Below are 15,505 nucleotides of genomic sequence, written 5' to 3'. Positions count from 1 at the left end.
AAATACTTATGATTGCTATATATGATAAATAGATACATTTGATGGTATTATTAGATGGATTAGATGCTTATTCTGAGAAAATAGTAGAACCAACACGTATGAAATCGGCCCCTTCTTCAATGGCAACAATATAGTCAGCACTCATCCCCATAGAGAGTTTCAGCCCTTCAACGCCAAAGTCTTCAAATAGTCTATGCCTATATTCTTTTAATTTGATAAAGCATTTTCTAGCATCATCAATTTGATTATCAGTTCTAATTTTTCCCATTGTCATCAGACCAGCGAGAAAGAACTTTGAGTCAGTGGCCTCAAGAAATAAATTTAGCGCCCCAGCTAGTGAGTCATAAGTGGGAAAGCCATATTTCTCATCTTCATCACTTGTATTAACTTGTAAGAATAAACCTACTCGATCAGATCGTAGTTGATCTTCTTTAGTTAGAATATTTTGTAGTAGTGATAATGAATCAACAGAGTGAATATATTTGAGGCCTGGAGTTTTAAGCAGCCGAATAACTTTATTAGACTGTAAGTGACCAATAAAGTGCCATTCAATATCTGTTATGCCTTCAGCTGCAAAGCTATCGGCCTTTTCTTGTAAGTCTAGGACTCGGTTTTCACCAAAGGCCCTATGACCAATTTCGTATGAATATTGAATATCTTCAATAGGACTGTACTTTGTCACTGCGACTAAAGTAATCTGTGCTTTTTTTTGCTCGGAATTTACTCCGACAATATTTTTACGTAGCTCATTAAAGCGAGCTGTTAGTAGGTCTTTTCTATTCATGAACTTTTTTCTTCTTAAAAGAAAATTTTGCGCTTACTTCAATATCATAGTCTTCAAGAACTTCTTCAATAACTTTCTTTGGATCAACTTTGCTTAGGTGCTGACTAATTTCTTCTCTTACAGAGTTCGAAAAGTCCTCTTTAGCATTCTTTGCATTTTGAACGAGTCCATTAACTATATCTTTTGGTAGAGGAAGATCTCCCAATAAGTTCTTAACTGTATCTTCAGTCATAAAAGCTGCTCCAACACCAATTGAAACAACTTTCTTAATAACATCTCCAATACCAAGTTCTTTTTCTTTTTTAGAGTTCATTTCTAATGACCTCTTGCTCTATCTTGATAGGCCTTCATCATTGCTGGAAGTGAACTATCAGTTAGTTTACTTATGATTGACTTAGGTACAAAGCCTTTAACGTCAAGATCAAGAGAATAGACCACTTCAGTCTTTCCGTTACCTAAATCAGTTAATTCCCAAGAACCATTATTTCTCTTGAAAAGATCACCACTTTCAAACTCCCAACTAACTTTATTAGGCCTTGTATGAGTAAGTTTTAAAGTATATTTAAACTTCTTTATTAAATTGAGTCCATACTCAACCCTTGCACCTTCTTCACTAAATTCAAGAATATTGATAGTACTAACACCATCAACAAAGTCAGGGTATGACCCATAATCTAGAATTACATTGTAAAGCTTTTCAATTTCTACATCAAAAGTTTCAGTTCTACTTACACTTGCCATTTATCATCCTTTATTAATAGCGTGGTTTAGTATCAAAGTGATGCTCGGCCGTAATCTTTCTAACTGTTCCAGATTTACTTCTCATAACAATACTATGAGTCTTCGCACCCCATGGAGTAAATTGTACACCATCTAAGAAGTTTCCAGAAGTAACACCAGTTGCAACGAACATAACGTGCCCACTAGCAAGTTCTTCAATACTGAAAACTTTATTGATATCACTAATACCCATTTTCTTTGCTCTTTCAATCTCTTCGTCATTTCTAAATTCAAGTTTACCTTGAAAGTCTCCACCCATACATCTAAGAGCAGCAGCAGTTATAACACCTTCAGGAGCGCCACCTGTTCCAAATAGGATATCAATCCCTGAGTCCGGCTCACAACAAGCGATACCAGCAGAAACATCACCATCACCAATAAGTTGAATACGAGCTCCAGTTGTTCTTATCTCTTCAATAAGATCATGATGTCTTGGTCTATCAAGTACAACTGCAGTTAGGTCTTGTAAACGACACTTCTTAGCAGCAGCTAATCTTTTAAGGTTTTCTGTTGCACTTTCATTGATATCAACTACACCTTTTCCAACTCTACCTACTGCTATTTTTTTCATATAAGTATCAGGAGCATTTAAAAGATTTCCTTTTTCGGCAATGGCCATAACAGAAATTGAGTTATAACCACCATATGCACAAACTGTAGTTCCCTCTAGTGGATCAAGTGCGATTTCAAGTTCTGGACCATTACCAGAACCTACTTCTTCACCGATATAGAGCATTGGTGCTTCATCTCTTTCACCTTCTCCAATAACAACAGTCGCACGACAATCAACTGAGTCGAGCATAGTTCTCATAGCATCAACAGCGGCCTGATCAGCAGCTTTCTCATTTCCTCTTCCCATCCATCTTGCAGATGCGATAGCTGCCATTTCAGTAACTCTAACAAACTCTAAGGCCAAATTTCTGTTCATGCCTATTTTCTCCTCTAATATTTAGATATTAGCTTAAATTATAGTAATTATTAGTAAGTATAGGGCCAAATATATTATCTGAAAAGGCACGTTGTTAGACTTCTTTAGAGGCATTGCACAACTATCTATGACTGAATGTGGCCTTTTTTAGAATCGAGCAGTCATTAGGGGATAATAAGTAGACGAAGTGGTTTACGCTGGCCGAGATATCATCTTCGACATAGGATTCAAAGTAGTAAACTGGGAAATGGTAACGATTGATAATGAATTTCTGAATTTTTCTTCTCTCAAAGAATCGCTCTTTTGGGGCCATTATTTTAATAAAGTCTAACCTCATTAATGATTGCGTGGCTGAATTTTGAGCTAATATTTTAGAAAGTAATTTTTCATGACATTCCATGCCATTAGCACATGAACTCGTTAAGAAGAAATAGTATAAGATTTGGAAAAATACTTTCTTCATGAAATCTCCTCAGCAGTATTCAAACATCATGTTGATACAGACTCATTCTTTGCCAATTCTTGAACGGAGTCAAATGTAATAGAGACTTAAGATTGGCCATAAAAGTTTAAGGGGTTTATCCATATTATGAGAATAATATGAGGCATGACGAAATTTAAAATGACAAAAAAAAAGCACTCTTTCGAGTGCTCTTAACTCTTAAGAATGAAGTTTCATTCTTAAAAATTCATTGGCCTCAGTTGGCAGAAACTCAGGACCAATATTCTTTAGTATCTCCAAAGACATACTAATCATTTCACCATTAACACCTTCATCAACGCTAAAAACCAGTTCATCTTCGGTTATCAGAGGTGTGTCTAGATCTCTTTTACTAATTATTCTTCCGGTTTTAACTCCAACGCCATCTTCCCATTCTACGAAATTTTCCATCATAAGAACTTGAAAGCGAGAAAGCTCACCGTCATTGTGACGCCAAACGAAGACTTCAAAAGGACCGTCTGCGCGCAACCAGTATTTTAAATTGGCCGGCATTTCCAACTCAAGGGAGAAGTTATGAATTGGTCTTAAACTATCAACCATATTCTCTATTGAAAGGAAGTTTTTTACACTTTTATCAAAGTCATTTTCACTGGAGAACTCAACTCCAATTCTACTACCACTAACCCATTTAACTGTGCCAATAGTATCAAGAGAAGCTTTTTGCCAATGAACCGTTCCATTGATCTGTCTCCCAGGAGTGAAATCATGTCCACCATCTTTTAAACAAAGTTGCATCCCAGTATATGAAATATCCTTTATTTCGAAGACATTTCTCTCTGAACTTGTACTATCTGCCTTAAATGTTAGATAGCTAAAAGGAAAACGAGGAAATATCCTCTTTTCAGTTTGTTCAAAGTCAGTCTTTATCAAATTTAAATGGCGCTCCATGTAATCTCCTATTATTAATACACAGATAATTCTAGCTCGATTCAAAAATAATTATTAGGTGGAAAACATCACCATATGAGACAAAAATGTAATGATTTCTTTTAATTATCCTCAAAATTCTGGTATAAAAAGCTAAGATACTATTAAATTCAGCTTAGGAACTCTTATGAGTAACGAAAATATTGACCACAACCCTGAAGAATTATCAAATGCGAAAGCGCAGGAATGGGAAATTGATAACCTTCCGAATCGGTTAACTATTTTCCGTGTCCTATTAATTCCCGTTATTATAACTGCGGTACTTCTTATGAGTAAGGACTGGGAAATGTTTCGACCTTATCACTTTCATCTCGGTTATATTGCGGCTTGGACATTTGTAGCGGCTTCCATTACAGACTTCTTTGATGGCTATATTGCTAGGAAGAGAAAAATTGTTACGGTATTTGGTTCATTTTTAGACCCTATTGCAGATAAGTTCCTTGTCGTCACCTCACTCATTTTATTGCAAACTCTTGGAAGAGTTCCACCTCTACTCGTTATTATTCTAGTCTTAAGAGAGGTCTACATTACCGCACTCAGACTCCTTGCTATGGAAAAAGGCTTTACAGTCCCAGTTGATAGTTCAGGAAAATGGAAGACTGCTCTACAAATGGTTGCAATACCTATGCTGCTTGCTAATGATAGACCATTTGGAATACCTTTTCCTGAGATGGGGAAGGCCTTTATATATATCGCTGCTATTCTCTCGCTATATTCTGCTGCCTTTTACTCATTCTCAACAATGAAGAAATTAAAGCAGGCCAGAGCTGCAGCACTAGCTAAGAAGAAAAATCTAAAGAAGGAATCAAATGCCTAAAGAACTAAATGGTAAAGATGTCTTAATAAAAGTGAGCGGACCAGATCATCCTGGGATCACCTCAGAATTAATGAACATCATCAGAAAGACGAACAACCCTTTACTCGATATGGGACAGTCAGTTACCCACGGTCTCTTATCTCTAAGTTTTGTTATTAGAGTAAACGAAGGAAATGATGAAAATGATCACGTACTAAAGGATCTACTTTTCTCAGCGAATAACCTAGGACTTAAACTTAATTACAAAGTTGTTGAATCTCAGGACTCAATGAAAGTTGAAGAAATGGAAAAGTTTATTCTCAACTGTGTTAGTGTTGATGATATTGAAGCTAACTTTGTCTGTGACATTGCCACAGTCTTATCTAATCACGGAATTAATATCAAGAGAATTGATAAAGTCTCACCAAAGGGATTTAGGTCTCTTGAGATATCAACTGAAGTTCCAATTGGACTTGACTGGCAAAAAGTAAAATCAGAACTCATATCGACGTCTAATGGTCACCAAGTTGATGTAGCGTTTTTGAAGGATAATATTTTTAGAAGAAGTAAGAGACTAATTGTTTTCGATATGGACTCTACCCTAATTCAAACAGAAGTCATTGATGAACTTGCTGACGCACATGGTGTTGGCGAAGAAATACGAGCGATTACCGAAGAGGCCATGAATGGAAATATGGACTTCGACGAAAGCTTAATAAAGAGAGTTTCTAAACTAGAAGGTCTTGAAGCATCAAAAATGGATGAGATCCTAAAGAACCTTCCTCTGACTCCTGGAGTTGAAGAGTTTGTCAAAACCATCAAGTCACTAGGTTATAAAGTTGCAGTAATATCTGGCGGCTTTACTTACTTCGCCTATGCTTTAAAAGAGAAGCTAGGTCTGGATTATGCCTTCGCTAATGAGTTGGAAATCATAGATGGAAAACTTACTGGTAAAGTAACTGGCACTATCATAAACGCAGAACAAAAGGCCTTACTAGTTAAGCTTATTTCTCAACAAGAAGGCATCTCTTTAGAGCAAGTCGTTGCAATTGGAGACGGTGCAAACGACCTACCGATGCTGGCAACAGCAGGCCTAGGGATCGCCTTTCATGCTAAGGAAATTGTAAAAAAGAAAGCACAACAACATATGAGTCATGGACCAATGACTAGTATTCTCTACTTCTTAGGGATTCCTGGTCATGAGAATCTACTGTAAATAATTCCTAGAGACATCAAGTTTTCAAGGACTTATACATAAATAGTCCTTGAAAATATGTCTAAATTTCAAAATTAATCTTGGAAGTTTGTCACAAAAGTATTAAAACTCTTACTTTAGTTTTTTGGAGAATGTAATGAGAGAGCTCTTACAAAGTAAAATTCACAAAGCAATTATTACTGAAGCAGATATTTCATATGTCGGCTCTGTAACAATTGACGAAGAACTATTAGAAAAAATCGACTTGTGGCCAGGACAAAAAGTTTTGATCGTCTCAAATACTAGTGGTGCTAGACTTGAAACTTATGTCATCAAAGGAGTTCGAGGTTCGGGCGAAATTTGTATAAATGGTGCAGCCGCTCATCTTATAAAGAAAGGTGAAGAAGTTATTATAATTGGTTTTCAGTTTAGTGAAAATCCAGTTGAACCAAAGTGCATCTTAGTAGACAAAGAAAATAAATTCATTCGTTATCTATAGTCCTAATCAATTTTCTTAACTTCTACACCAGACTCATTATCAAAGTTCCCACCAAATGCTTTGGCCATATCATCGATTAACTTAGAACACTTCTTAGAAAAGTTCTTCTTATTGGCCTTCATGCATTTCGATTGATTTTCAGAAACTAGCTTAGGGTCTTTATCAATATCTTCCATAGTGATAGGACAGTATTTCATGATGTCACTCATACAAAGTGCACCCAGATCATTGGACATATTTTCTAATCCTTGCACATCACTACGACACTTAGCTGGTAATTTAGAAGTGCTATTTTTTATACATTCGGCAAATGAGCCCTTTGCACTAGAGCACAACTTTTCCATTTCCTTTGCACAATCGAGAGCATAAATATTTGTCGTTAAAAAAAAGACCATTAACACAGCTTTCATATAATTCTCCAGTTGTGAATATCTTATCTTAAAAGCTAAGAAACACAAAATCTTTCTAATTTTCAACACAGCCCGATAAATGAGGCGCCTAATTTTTGAGAAAAAGTGTTTTTAAATTAAATATACAATACTTATATATTGGGAATTATTGGCCTAAACAGCTAAGTCGCTAGAAAAACGGTATAATTGGTATGGATAAAAAGTATTTAATAATAAAATAGACCTATAGTTTAAAAACTAGGAAACTGTTATGAAGAAGAACATCTCAAAGCGACTAACTACCTATTTAAACTTGACCCTTTGTTGGTCTTTATTCTTCGTAGATATAAGCTCAATCTACGCTCAAGCAAAGAATGTTACAGTAGATACAACTCAAGAAAATCAAGCGTCACAAACTAAACAGTCCCATGAAGAAAATGATGCTAAACATGGTCTTACCACCAATACATCAAAGTGTGAAACTCCAACATCTGGATTAGAAGATAATCGTCAAGCTGAGAGTGAATATAGAAAAAATCTAATGGAACAAGGTTTCAGTCAAATTGATAATATTTTTACTGATGTTGAGACAAAACGAGCGCAACTAGACTCTAATAGTGAAAGCCTCAACTCGGCAACGGGTGGTATAGGACTGCAAGAGCCTGGACAATCTAATAATATTGAAAAACAAAAGGCCCTTGAAAAAGAACAAAGCGAGTTAGATGGAAAGATTTCGGCCAAAAAGAATGAGCTTCAATCAATTCAATCTAAAATTAATTCTATTACAAGTCGTGATCACTATTTAAGCGCAAATGAGAGAAGCCAGCTCAGTCTTCTAAGAGCAGAGGAATTCAAAGTTGATTCACAGTTACAGCAATTATTAACTAGAAAGGTTCGTATCAGAGCTGAGATCAGAAGAAATGCTCTAGTAGATGGAAGAAACTCGGTTGCAAATGCTGATAAAGCTGTACAAGGAGCTAGAGCAGCTGCAACACCACAAGAAGCAGCTTATCGAGCGCTCATAGCTGCGATAAAGTCACAAGAGCAAAAAGCAAATGAAAGTTTAGCACTTGCCGAACAAAGGATTGCAGATGTTCAATTAGAGTCAGCAAATAATGCAGATTTCATGATTTTTGAAAAGGCAATGATGGCCCCTGATGAATCTACAGATCAAGGAAGAAGTACTATTTCAAATCTCGAAACTCTTTCAATGGCCTCTGCAGGAATGAGTAATTTAAAGTGTGTGGACTTCTCAAGAGTAAAGTCAAGATCTTATGTACTTTTCAAAGCTGCTACAGCCACGTATATAGCGAACCACCTAAATAATTCCAGTGAATACACTCGGCTTGCTAAGGAGTGTATTCTTAAATGTATTTCCTTAGAAGAAATCTCAGCAGATCAAAAAAGAAGTGCAAACGAGAGACAGTATCCACAATTTCAAGATTTAAAAACCGAAGATGCGACTACCAATTGTATAACAGACGATGGCAGAAAAGGTCTTTTTGAAAATGACAATGTTGCTGCTGATGACGAAGACGAACAATTTGCCTCAATCGAAAGAATGGCCAATCTCTATAACAAGTTAGAAGAGTTTACGCAAAGAAAGGTTGCTTCACAACAACAGGCCTTGAAGTTATTTCAAGCTGCACATGCAGCAGCCCTTATGGAAGTAACGTCAAAAAACTCTCTCACAGCTGCAGCCGAGGCCCAATTAAATAAAGCCAAAGCAGAAAAAAAGAAAGCGCAAAGTTCTATAAATATTTACATAGCAATTATTGCAATCTTATATGCCATAAACTCGTCGTGCTATGGCTGCCAAGCCGCGGCCATTGTTGCAGCAATCTATCTACTTAATGGGTATCGAAAAGATCTAAAAAAGGCCAATAAAGATATTGCCAAGTGGAAAAAAGAACTTCAAGAAACAAGAATACACACCCATATGATGTGTAATTATCCAGGTTCGGCGCCCACTATTGATCAATTAAATAACCCTGACTCTGTAGCACTTATCTACCCAAAGAGTGTTATCATGCAAAGGGTAACCGCAGGGCTATATAAACCAAGTGATAGGATTAACTTAAAATTTGCACTCTCCTTTCCAAATCTTGCTGAATTATTCTTTACAAACGCTCACGCTGCAGAGATTAATAAAGGACTTGGTTTTCACTCTCAAGCAGGATCTTTTAGAGAGTATTTGACAATGAAGGCCGGAGCATGGAGTCTGCAAACGCACAATGCTTCATTAAAAGTCGATCTTAGAAAGAATCCTGTAACTATTGATCATCTATTCCCAAATCAATCAATGATGAATGGAACTTATTCATTTATAAGTAAGAATGCTCCAAGCTCAAATGGTAAATTAATTGAACAAAGTGGATTTCCACTTCCAGAAACAAGGCTGGCATATCTCTCAAGTGTTCTTAAAATGTTTGAAAAGAATATCGACAATGGCGCTACAAGTTTAGCTAATGTTCAAAGAATTAATAAAATCTATGCTGAACTTTTAAATAAGGCCAGAGATCACTTTGGAATTTCCAAAGGTGTTACTGACGCCGCAGTGACTGAAGATGGTAGACAACCAGTGTGTCTAACAGGAAATAGTGCAGGAGTCATAGCCGTAGATTCAAGCTGTGCATGTAAGAATACTAATTCTTGTTCACGTTTTGTAATGCCATCATTTGGGTCATTTGCTCCAGGAGATCTAGCTACAAATTCGAAGTTTATAATAGACGGTATTAATGATTTTTCACAAGGGAATTTAAATTCAGGAGAAACCAATTTTAATAAAATAACTGAGTCATCTAGTGCTATTGGTGAGTTAAAGAAACGAGTTCTCGAAACTAAGTTAGCAGGTAACTTAAATGAAGATATTGAGAAGTTTCAAAATAAGAGTTTTAAAAATACGTCAGCTTCAATTAATAAGACTAAGGAAAGTTCAAACTCGAAAAACTCCTCCAATGTAAAAAATCTAAATTCACTAGCAGCTAACTCTTCATCGACAAATATTGAAGATCAAAAAGATGCAGCAGAGAATAACTCAGATAATTCAAAAAATTCAAAAAAATTGAATCCTAATGGAGATTTAGTGGGTCTATCTTCTAAGAAATCTTCAAAATCGGCCCTAAATAACAAGAACTCACTAGCCTCTTCTCTTGGAAAAGTGAATTTTGATAATATGGATGAAACTGACACTGGAGATGTAGACTTAGATCTTTTAGAAAAAGAGCGAAGACAGTTGCAACTTAATAATAGCTCTTCACAAAATCAGTACTCTTCTAGCAACTCCGGGGGGAGTTATACAGGACAAGACGGACAAGTATATACTAAAGAAGAAGGAATATCGCTTGATTCAAAAATTGGTATTTTTAAACAAATTTCTAAACGCTACAGATACTCGGCAATGCCTATTCTTTTAAAGAAGAAAAAGAAGGAAAGTATTGATGGTCTCTAAACTTATTAAATTAAGAAAAGGTCAAGTAAGCTTTCCTTTAAATGATATTCAAGATAGCGGGATTTTAAATCTGGAAATACACTCTCCAACAATTGAAGAGCTACCTAAAGAAATTTCTCACTTGAAGCAACTTCAAAAACTAAGCATCATTTGTCCAGAGGTAAGAGACTTTCCAAGTTTTATTTTTGAACTAACTAACCTCGTTCAGTTAAAGCTTAAAAATACAAAAATAATAACTATTCCAGAATCTAAGACAGTCTTTAAAAGTCTTCGCTTTCTAGACTTAAGTGGAAATAAAATAACTGAGTTACCAGACTGGTTCTTCATTCAAGATTCACTCAGTGAAGTAAATCTTTCGAATAACTCACTTGAAACTATTAGTGAATCAATATTTAATCTAACATCACTTACAAGACTCAATTTGGATAGTAATAAAATTACTCATTTACCAAAATCAATCAGTCTACTAAAGAAATTAAACCATCTATCTCTTGATGGTAATCAATTAAGTGAAGAAGAAAAACAAAGAATATTTGAAGAATTTAAAATTATCATTAATTAAATACGTATTCGTGTATTCGCCTTACGAAGTCTTTCAAGAAGAGTATTTATTAGGGCCTTATACCAAGCTGGTTGGTCTTGGAAATACTTTTCAAACTTGTCGTGAGGAATAACCAGAAGTTTACATTCACCGATGGCCTTAACAGAAGCACTACGCGGTTGTTTATCGAGAAAAGACATCTCTCCAACTAACTCTCCAGAATAGATTGTACCAATTTGCTGTTCAGCTCCACCTTTAAGTTTATAGACAGCAAGTGAGCCACTTTGAAGATAATACATCTGCGTACTTTCTTCTCCATCTCTCATTACATACTCACCGGCCTTGAGCTCTAGAACTTCATTAGACACAATTTTCTCCTAAACAAATTTATAGATTTATTCTAGCAAATCTCAAATTCTTGTAAAGGGCCTACACTAATTGTAGGCCCATAGTAGATTAGTTAAAAATAATATGCGCAGAACTTTCATCCGACCATTTTGCTTTAATATTTTGCGAAAGCTTATCGCCTTTCAAAATCTCTTTAGAAAGAGGACGGATAACAAGTCTATTAAATACTGATTGAAGCGGTCTTGCTCCATATCTTGGATCATAGCCTCTAGCAGCTAGCTCCGTGTAACATAAATCATCTAACTCTATAGAAATTCCTTTAGGTGATAATCGATCATTAAGTAAAGTTACTTGTTTTTTTACAAGACTTACCATTACATCTTTCGATAACTCGTCATATTCTAATATTGAATCGATACGACCAAGAACTTCAGGTTTAAACTCTAGCTCAAGATTTTTCGAGTTTGTAGTCAACATAATGATAGTATTTCTAAAATCAATAGTTCTACCTTTATTATCAGTTAAGCGACCATCATCAAGAATTTGTAAGAGAATATCTGAAAAGTCATGGTGGGCCTTTTCAATTTCATCAAAAAGAAGAATTGCATAAGGCATCTTTCTTACTGCTTCAGTAAGAACTCCACCATTTTCATATCCAACATAACCAGCAGGTGCTCCTATGAGTTTGGCCACTGAATGTTTCTCAGAGTATTCGGACATATCCAATCTAATCATCTGATCTTCATTATCAAAGAGAAACTGACTTAGAGATTTAGCAGTTTCAGTTTTCCCTACACCTGATGGTCCTACTAATAAGAAGGAACCTAAAGGTCTAGACGGGTCACTAAGACCAGCATGTGAAGAAATAAGAGTTTCACTAACTTCATGCAAGGCCTTCTGTTGTCCATAAACCCTAGAGTTTAAATAATCTTCTATCTTAAGAATATTATCTTGTTTAGTCTTTAGAATTTTCTCTAAAGGAATACCTTTAAGTCTCGAAATGACTTGAGCAATATTTTTAACATTTAAAACCCATTCATGCTTAAGACTTTCTAACTGAGCTTCAACTTCAGGAATCAATGAATACTTTAGCTCACTGGCCTTTTCATAATCTTGATTTCTCTCTACTTGCTCAAGATCAAACTTATAACGATCAAGCCTTCCTTTGAGTTCAGATACTTTCTTCATAGAGAGTACATCTTCTTCCCAAGTCTTCTTTTGCTGTTCAAAGTCTTTTTCGAGAATAGCAATTTCTTCAGTTAATTTCTTGGCCTTACTCTTATCTTTTTCAATTTGTGAATATATTTTCTTAGACCTAATGTCTGACTCTAGCTCCACTAACTTTGCAGGCATTGCTTCGGCCGAGAGCTTTAAAGCACTGGCAGCCTCATCTATAAGATCAATTGCTTTATCAGGAAGATTTTTATCTTTGATGTATTGATCAGATAGTACTACAGAGTTGAAGATGGCCTCATCAGATATTTTAATACCATGATGTGCTTCCAATTTTTCTCGAACACCCATCAGAATTTCAATAGCATCTTCTTTAGAAGGCTCCTTAACTGGAACAGGTCTAAAACGTCTATCTAAAGCTGAATCTCCTAAAATATATTTTTGATATTCTTCATCCGTAGTGGCCCCAATACAGTGAAGCTCCCCACGTGCAAGAGCAGGTTTTAAAAGATTAGCAGCATCCATTGCACCATCAGTTTTACCTGCTCCAACTAATTGATGAATCTCATCAATAAACAGAATACACTGGCCGGCCTGCTCCTTTAAAAATGCAATAAGACCTTGGAGGCGTTCTTCAAACTCTCCTCGAAACTTTGTCCCGGCCATCAAAGCGCCCATTTCTAAAGAATAGACGATCTTGCCTTCTAAAACATCTGGAACTTTTCCTTTAACAATTAACTCAGCTAGACCTTCAACAATGGCCGTTTTACCTACACCAGCAGGACCTACCAGAACCGGGTTATTCTTAGCTCTACGTCCAAGAATTTCCATTACCGCTCTAATTTCTTTAGTACGTCCGATAACTGGGTCCAATTTAGCGCTTTGAGCTAGTTCATTAAGGTTAATCAAAAAATTAGGAACTTCACTTTCTTCATTATTAATATCAAACTTTGAGTAATCGATTTCCAAATCAGGAAATATCTGAGGCATAAACTTTAGAAGTTCTTTTTCGCTTACTTCACTTTTCGAATTTTGTACGGCCTCACCACTTGCAAAAGTAAGCCACTCACTAAAAGTAGAATCAGGTCTCATATTTTCAAGAGACACAGCAGTAGATGAAGTCGGTAAAAGATCTAACTTAGCTGATATATCCTTCAACTTATCTTTTAGAACCCTACTTAAAAAGGTTTGCGGATTAGATACAAGCCCCCAAAGAAGGTGCAAGGCGTGTAATTGAGTGTTCTTTCTCTTTAGCGCTTGTGTTTGAGCGATATCGAGAGATCCAGTAACAATGGAATCAAACTTATTCATAATAACTCCTTAAATACAATACTTTACATAAGTATTCTTTCTTACAAACAAGATGTGTTCATTTTCAAAAGAGTCAAGGTATGAGGACATTTTTTTGTTTTCAATAAGAGCTAGGCCGTCTAAAATAGGCAAAAAAGTTTGATTAAGGAAATCTATATGACACGCTTACCAATTATTCTTTTAGCATTATTTTTGAGTTTTTCAAGTGTCGCCGGAGTCTATCCAAAAGCGGACTTTAGCTCTCCACGAAAAACCATGCTCTACTTTCTAAAAACAATGAAAGGTTATAAGCAAGGAGATCAAAGTGGTCTTAGGCTTGCGACACAGGCCCTTAACCTCTCGTCCTTAGATAATGCATCTAGAGTAATATCTGGAGAACTTGCTGCTAAGAGATTAATCAATACCCTTGATAGAATTGAGTATATTGATATTTCTAAAATACCTGACAATACCAACGATTTGAAAATTTGGATCTACAAGCAAGAAAGAATAGTTACTGCTATTGGGGAAAAGCTTCTTGAGATTTCTATCGCTCCCAATAAAGACGGACAATGGAAGTTTACTCCTATAACTATAGACACCATTCATGAGTTTGAGAAAACTGTGGCAAATAATGAGGTGGCAAAAGGTGTCATTGAATTAAAATCCTGGAAGTCTAGGTTAAAGTCTTACTTTCCTGCATGGACTGCTGAGAGATCTTTCATTCTACTAAATGGACAATGGTTTGCTCTCATTACACTAATGTTCTTAGGAATAGTATTTGAAAAAATAGTTCGTTCAATCATTCTCATTCGTATAACGCAATTCTTTTCAAAGAGAAATATTCCATTTATAGAAATTAAGTCTAAGTTCCTCTCTGCTCAGGGAGTTTTCTTCTTTAGTGGTTTTTGGTTATTCGGTCTTAAGTTTTTAGAGCTTCCTGATACTATCCTCAGTACATTAATGAGGCTAGGGATTGTTTCATTCACTGTCGCTTCCGTTTTTACAACATCACAGGTAGTAGATGTAATCTGCCAATTTCTTGAAAGTAAAGCTAAGATATCTGAAAATAAATTTGACGATGTTCTAGTCCCCCTTATTAGAAAAACGGCCAAGTTCTTTGTCTTTGCTATAGGTCTTATCTTTATTGGAGATAGTCTGACTCTGGATATGAAAAATATCCTCGCAGGTCTTGGTATTGGTGGTATAGCCTTTGCCCTTGCTGCTAAAGATACAATCTCAAATCTATTTGGCTCACTAACAGTTCTGATTGATCGTCCTTTTAGTATCGGAGATAGCGTAACTATTGATGGTAAAATTGAAGGGATTGTTACAGAGGTTGGTCTTAGAAGTACAAAGATTAGAACTTTCTATGATTCAATTATCTCTGTACCAAATGGAGCCTTAATTAATGTTCACATCGATAACCTCGGTAAGAGAAATTATAGAAGATACACAACATCTATTGGACTACAGTACGATACTCCAGCAGAGAAAATAGAGGCCTTCTGCGAAGGTATTCGTCAAATTATTCTTGCCCATAAATGGACGCGAAAAGATTCTTTTCACGTGTACTTTAATAATATGGGGGGTTCTAGTTTAGATATTCTGCTATACTTATTTTGGCAAGTTCCAGATAGGTCTGCAGAGCTTCAAGAGAGACACAGACTTCTAATTGATATTCTTCGCCTAGGCAAAGAATTAGAAGTGGACTTCGCTTTCCCTACTCAAACTCTGCACATTTATAATGAAGAGCACGCCCAAAAAGGGCCGCTAGATATGCCATACTTAGAAAAAGGTAAAGTCGCGGCCAATGAGATTACTTCGCATCCATTAAGTACAAAGACTCATAGAAGTAGTGCAGATGCTGAGAGTTTTAAAGAAAATGAGATCTCGCTATAA

General features: G+C 35.9%; 15 protein-coding genes. 6 read left to right on the top strand and 9 right to left on the bottom strand.

What is annotated here, in order from left to right:
* Window positions 1–67: 67 nt before the first annotated feature.
* The 6 genes from DPQ89_RS06065 to DPQ89_RS06040 all read right to left on the bottom strand — a co-directional run bounded on the left by DPQ89_RS06065 (window position 68) and on the right by DPQ89_RS06040 (window position 3,882).
* The gene (locus DPQ89_RS06065) at window positions 68–784 is read right to left on the bottom strand and encodes a YggS family pyridoxal phosphate-dependent enzyme (protein ID WP_127716026.1); all 717 of its coding nucleotides are present in this window, start codon (window positions 782–784) and stop codon (window positions 68–70) included.
* On the bottom strand, window positions 777–1,097 hold the full coding sequence (locus DPQ89_RS06060) for a hypothetical protein (protein ID WP_127716025.1): 321 nt from the start codon (window positions 1,095–1,097) through the stop codon (window positions 777–779). Before DPQ89_RS06060 ends, DPQ89_RS06065 begins: the two co-directional genes overlap by 8 nt.
* 2 nt (window positions 1,098–1,099) lie before the next feature.
* Complete coding sequence (locus tag DPQ89_RS06055; RefSeq protein WP_127716024.1) at window positions 1,100–1,525, bottom strand: type II toxin-antitoxin system RatA family toxin; 426 nt, start codon at window positions 1,523–1,525, stop codon at window positions 1,100–1,102.
* Window positions 1,526–1,538: 13 nt separating this feature from the next.
* Window positions 1,539–2,492, bottom strand: coding sequence for a class II fructose-bisphosphatase (gene glpX / locus DPQ89_RS06050; protein ID WP_127716023.1), 954 nt, complete (start codon window positions 2,490–2,492; stop codon window positions 1,539–1,541).
* A 121-nt stretch (window positions 2,493–2,613) separates the two neighbouring features.
* A complete protein-coding gene (locus DPQ89_RS06045) occupies window positions 2,614–2,955 on the bottom strand; it encodes a hypothetical protein (protein WP_127716022.1) in 342 nt (113 codons plus the stop codon).
* A 198-nt stretch (window positions 2,956–3,153) separates the two neighbouring features.
* Window positions 3,154–3,882 (bottom strand): PilZ domain-containing protein, encoded by a 729-nt coding sequence (locus tag DPQ89_RS06040; RefSeq protein WP_127716021.1) that lies wholly within the window; start codon window positions 3,880–3,882, stop codon window positions 3,154–3,156.
* A 166-nt stretch (window positions 3,883–4,048) separates the two neighbouring features.
* Here DPQ89_RS06040 and pgsA point away from each other — a divergent pair, with 166 nt between their 5' ends.
* The 3 genes from pgsA to panD all read left to right on the top strand — a co-directional run bounded on the left by pgsA (window position 4,049) and on the right by panD (window position 6,411).
* Window positions 4,049–4,738, top strand: coding sequence for a CDP-diacylglycerol--glycerol-3-phosphate 3-phosphatidyltransferase (gene pgsA, locus DPQ89_RS06035; protein ID WP_127716020.1), 690 nt, complete (start codon window positions 4,049–4,051; stop codon window positions 4,736–4,738).
* On the top strand, window positions 4,731–5,933 hold the full coding sequence (gene serB, locus DPQ89_RS06030; protein WP_127716019.1) for a phosphoserine phosphatase SerB: 1,203 nt from the start codon (window positions 4,731–4,733) through the stop codon (window positions 5,931–5,933). Before pgsA ends, serB begins: the two co-directional genes overlap by 8 nt.
* 136 nt (window positions 5,934–6,069) lie before the next feature.
* Window positions 6,070–6,411: an aspartate 1-decarboxylase gene (gene panD / locus DPQ89_RS06025; protein WP_127716018.1), complete on the top strand. Its 342-nt coding sequence runs from the start codon at window positions 6,070–6,072 to the stop codon at window positions 6,409–6,411.
* Between the two features lie 2 nt (window positions 6,412–6,413).
* Here the strand turns inward: panD and DPQ89_RS06020 are convergent, their stop codons facing one another.
* A complete protein-coding gene (locus tag DPQ89_RS06020) occupies window positions 6,414–6,821 on the bottom strand; it encodes a hypothetical protein (protein ID WP_127716017.1) in 408 nt (135 codons plus the stop codon).
* 250 nt (window positions 6,822–7,071) lie between these two features.
* Here DPQ89_RS06020 and DPQ89_RS06015 point away from each other — a divergent pair, with 250 nt between their 5' ends.
* Window positions 7,072–10,251 carry a hypothetical protein gene (locus DPQ89_RS06015; protein WP_127716016.1) on the top strand — a complete coding sequence of 1,060 codons (3,180 nt, stop codon included), beginning with the start codon at window positions 7,072–7,074 and terminating at the stop codon, window positions 10,249–10,251.
* Window positions 10,241–10,813, top strand: coding sequence for a leucine-rich repeat domain-containing protein (locus DPQ89_RS06010; RefSeq protein WP_127716015.1), 573 nt, complete (start codon window positions 10,241–10,243; stop codon window positions 10,811–10,813). Before DPQ89_RS06015 ends, DPQ89_RS06010 begins: the two co-directional genes overlap by 11 nt.
* Here DPQ89_RS06010 and DPQ89_RS06005 read toward each other — a convergent pair.
* Window positions 10,810–11,160: a Crp/Fnr family transcriptional regulator gene (locus DPQ89_RS06005; RefSeq protein ID WP_127716014.1), complete on the bottom strand. Its 351-nt coding sequence runs from the start codon at window positions 11,158–11,160 to the stop codon at window positions 10,810–10,812. The genes DPQ89_RS06010 and DPQ89_RS06005 overlap by 4 nt on opposite strands.
* 88 nt (window positions 11,161–11,248) lie before the next feature.
* A complete protein-coding gene (locus DPQ89_RS06000) occupies window positions 11,249–13,624 on the bottom strand; it encodes an ATP-dependent Clp protease ATP-binding subunit (RefSeq protein ID WP_127716013.1) in 2,376 nt (791 codons plus the stop codon).
* A 156-nt stretch (window positions 13,625–13,780) separates the two neighbouring features.
* On the opposite strand from DPQ89_RS06000, the gene DPQ89_RS05995 reads away from it, so the two are divergent.
* Window positions 13,781–15,505: a mechanosensitive ion channel family protein gene (locus DPQ89_RS05995; protein ID WP_127716012.1), complete on the top strand. Its 1,725-nt coding sequence runs from the start codon at window positions 13,781–13,783 to the stop codon at window positions 15,503–15,505.

The organism is Halobacteriovorax sp. HLS (assembly GCF_004006665.1).
GTDB lineage: Bacteria > Bdellovibrionota > Bacteriovoracia > Bacteriovoracales > Bacteriovoracaceae > Halobacteriovorax.
This window is presented reverse-complemented; position numbering and strand designations above follow the sequence as displayed.

Bases quoted from the DNA above. Each gene is read 5' to 3' on its own strand.
- DPQ89_RS06065 (WP_127716026.1), bottom strand. From the start codon at position 784: ATGAATAGAAAAGACCTACTAACAGCTCGCTTTAATGAGCTACGTAAA.
- DPQ89_RS06060 (WP_127716025.1), bottom strand. From the start codon at position 1,097: ATGAACTCTAAAAAAGAAAAAGAACTTGGTATTGGAGATGTTATTAAG.
- DPQ89_RS06055 (WP_127716024.1), bottom strand. From the start codon at position 1,525: ATGGCAAGTGTAAGTAGAACTGAAACTTTTGATGTAGAAATTGAAAAG.
- glpX (WP_127716023.1), bottom strand. From the start codon at position 2,492: ATGAACAGAAATTTGGCCTTAGAGTTTGTTAGAGTTACTGAAATGGCA.
- DPQ89_RS06045 (WP_127716022.1), bottom strand. From the start codon at position 2,955: ATGAAGAAAGTATTTTTCCAAATCTTATACTATTTCTTCTTAACGAGT.
- DPQ89_RS06040 (WP_127716021.1), bottom strand. From the start codon at position 3,882: ATGGAGCGCCATTTAAATTTGATAAAGACTGACTTTGAACAAACTGAA.
- pgsA (WP_127716020.1), top strand. From the start codon at position 4,049: ATGAGTAACGAAAATATTGACCACAACCCTGAAGAATTATCAAATGCG.
- serB (WP_127716019.1), top strand. From the start codon at position 4,731: ATGCCTAAAGAACTAAATGGTAAAGATGTCTTAATAAAAGTGAGCGGA.
- panD (WP_127716018.1), top strand. From the start codon at position 6,070: ATGAGAGAGCTCTTACAAAGTAAAATTCACAAAGCAATTATTACTGAA.
- DPQ89_RS06020 (WP_127716017.1), bottom strand. From the start codon at position 6,821: ATGAAAGCTGTGTTAATGGTCTTTTTTTTAACGACAAATATTTATGCT.
- DPQ89_RS06015 (WP_127716016.1), top strand. From the start codon at position 7,072: ATGAAGAAGAACATCTCAAAGCGACTAACTACCTATTTAAACTTGACC.
- DPQ89_RS06010 (WP_127716015.1), top strand. From the start codon at position 10,241: ATGGTCTCTAAACTTATTAAATTAAGAAAAGGTCAAGTAAGCTTTCCT.
- DPQ89_RS06000 (WP_127716013.1), bottom strand. From the start codon at position 13,624: ATGAATAAGTTTGATTCCATTGTTACTGGATCTCTCGATATCGCTCAA.
- DPQ89_RS05995 (WP_127716012.1), top strand. From the start codon at position 13,781: ATGACACGCTTACCAATTATTCTTTTAGCATTATTTTTGAGTTTTTCA.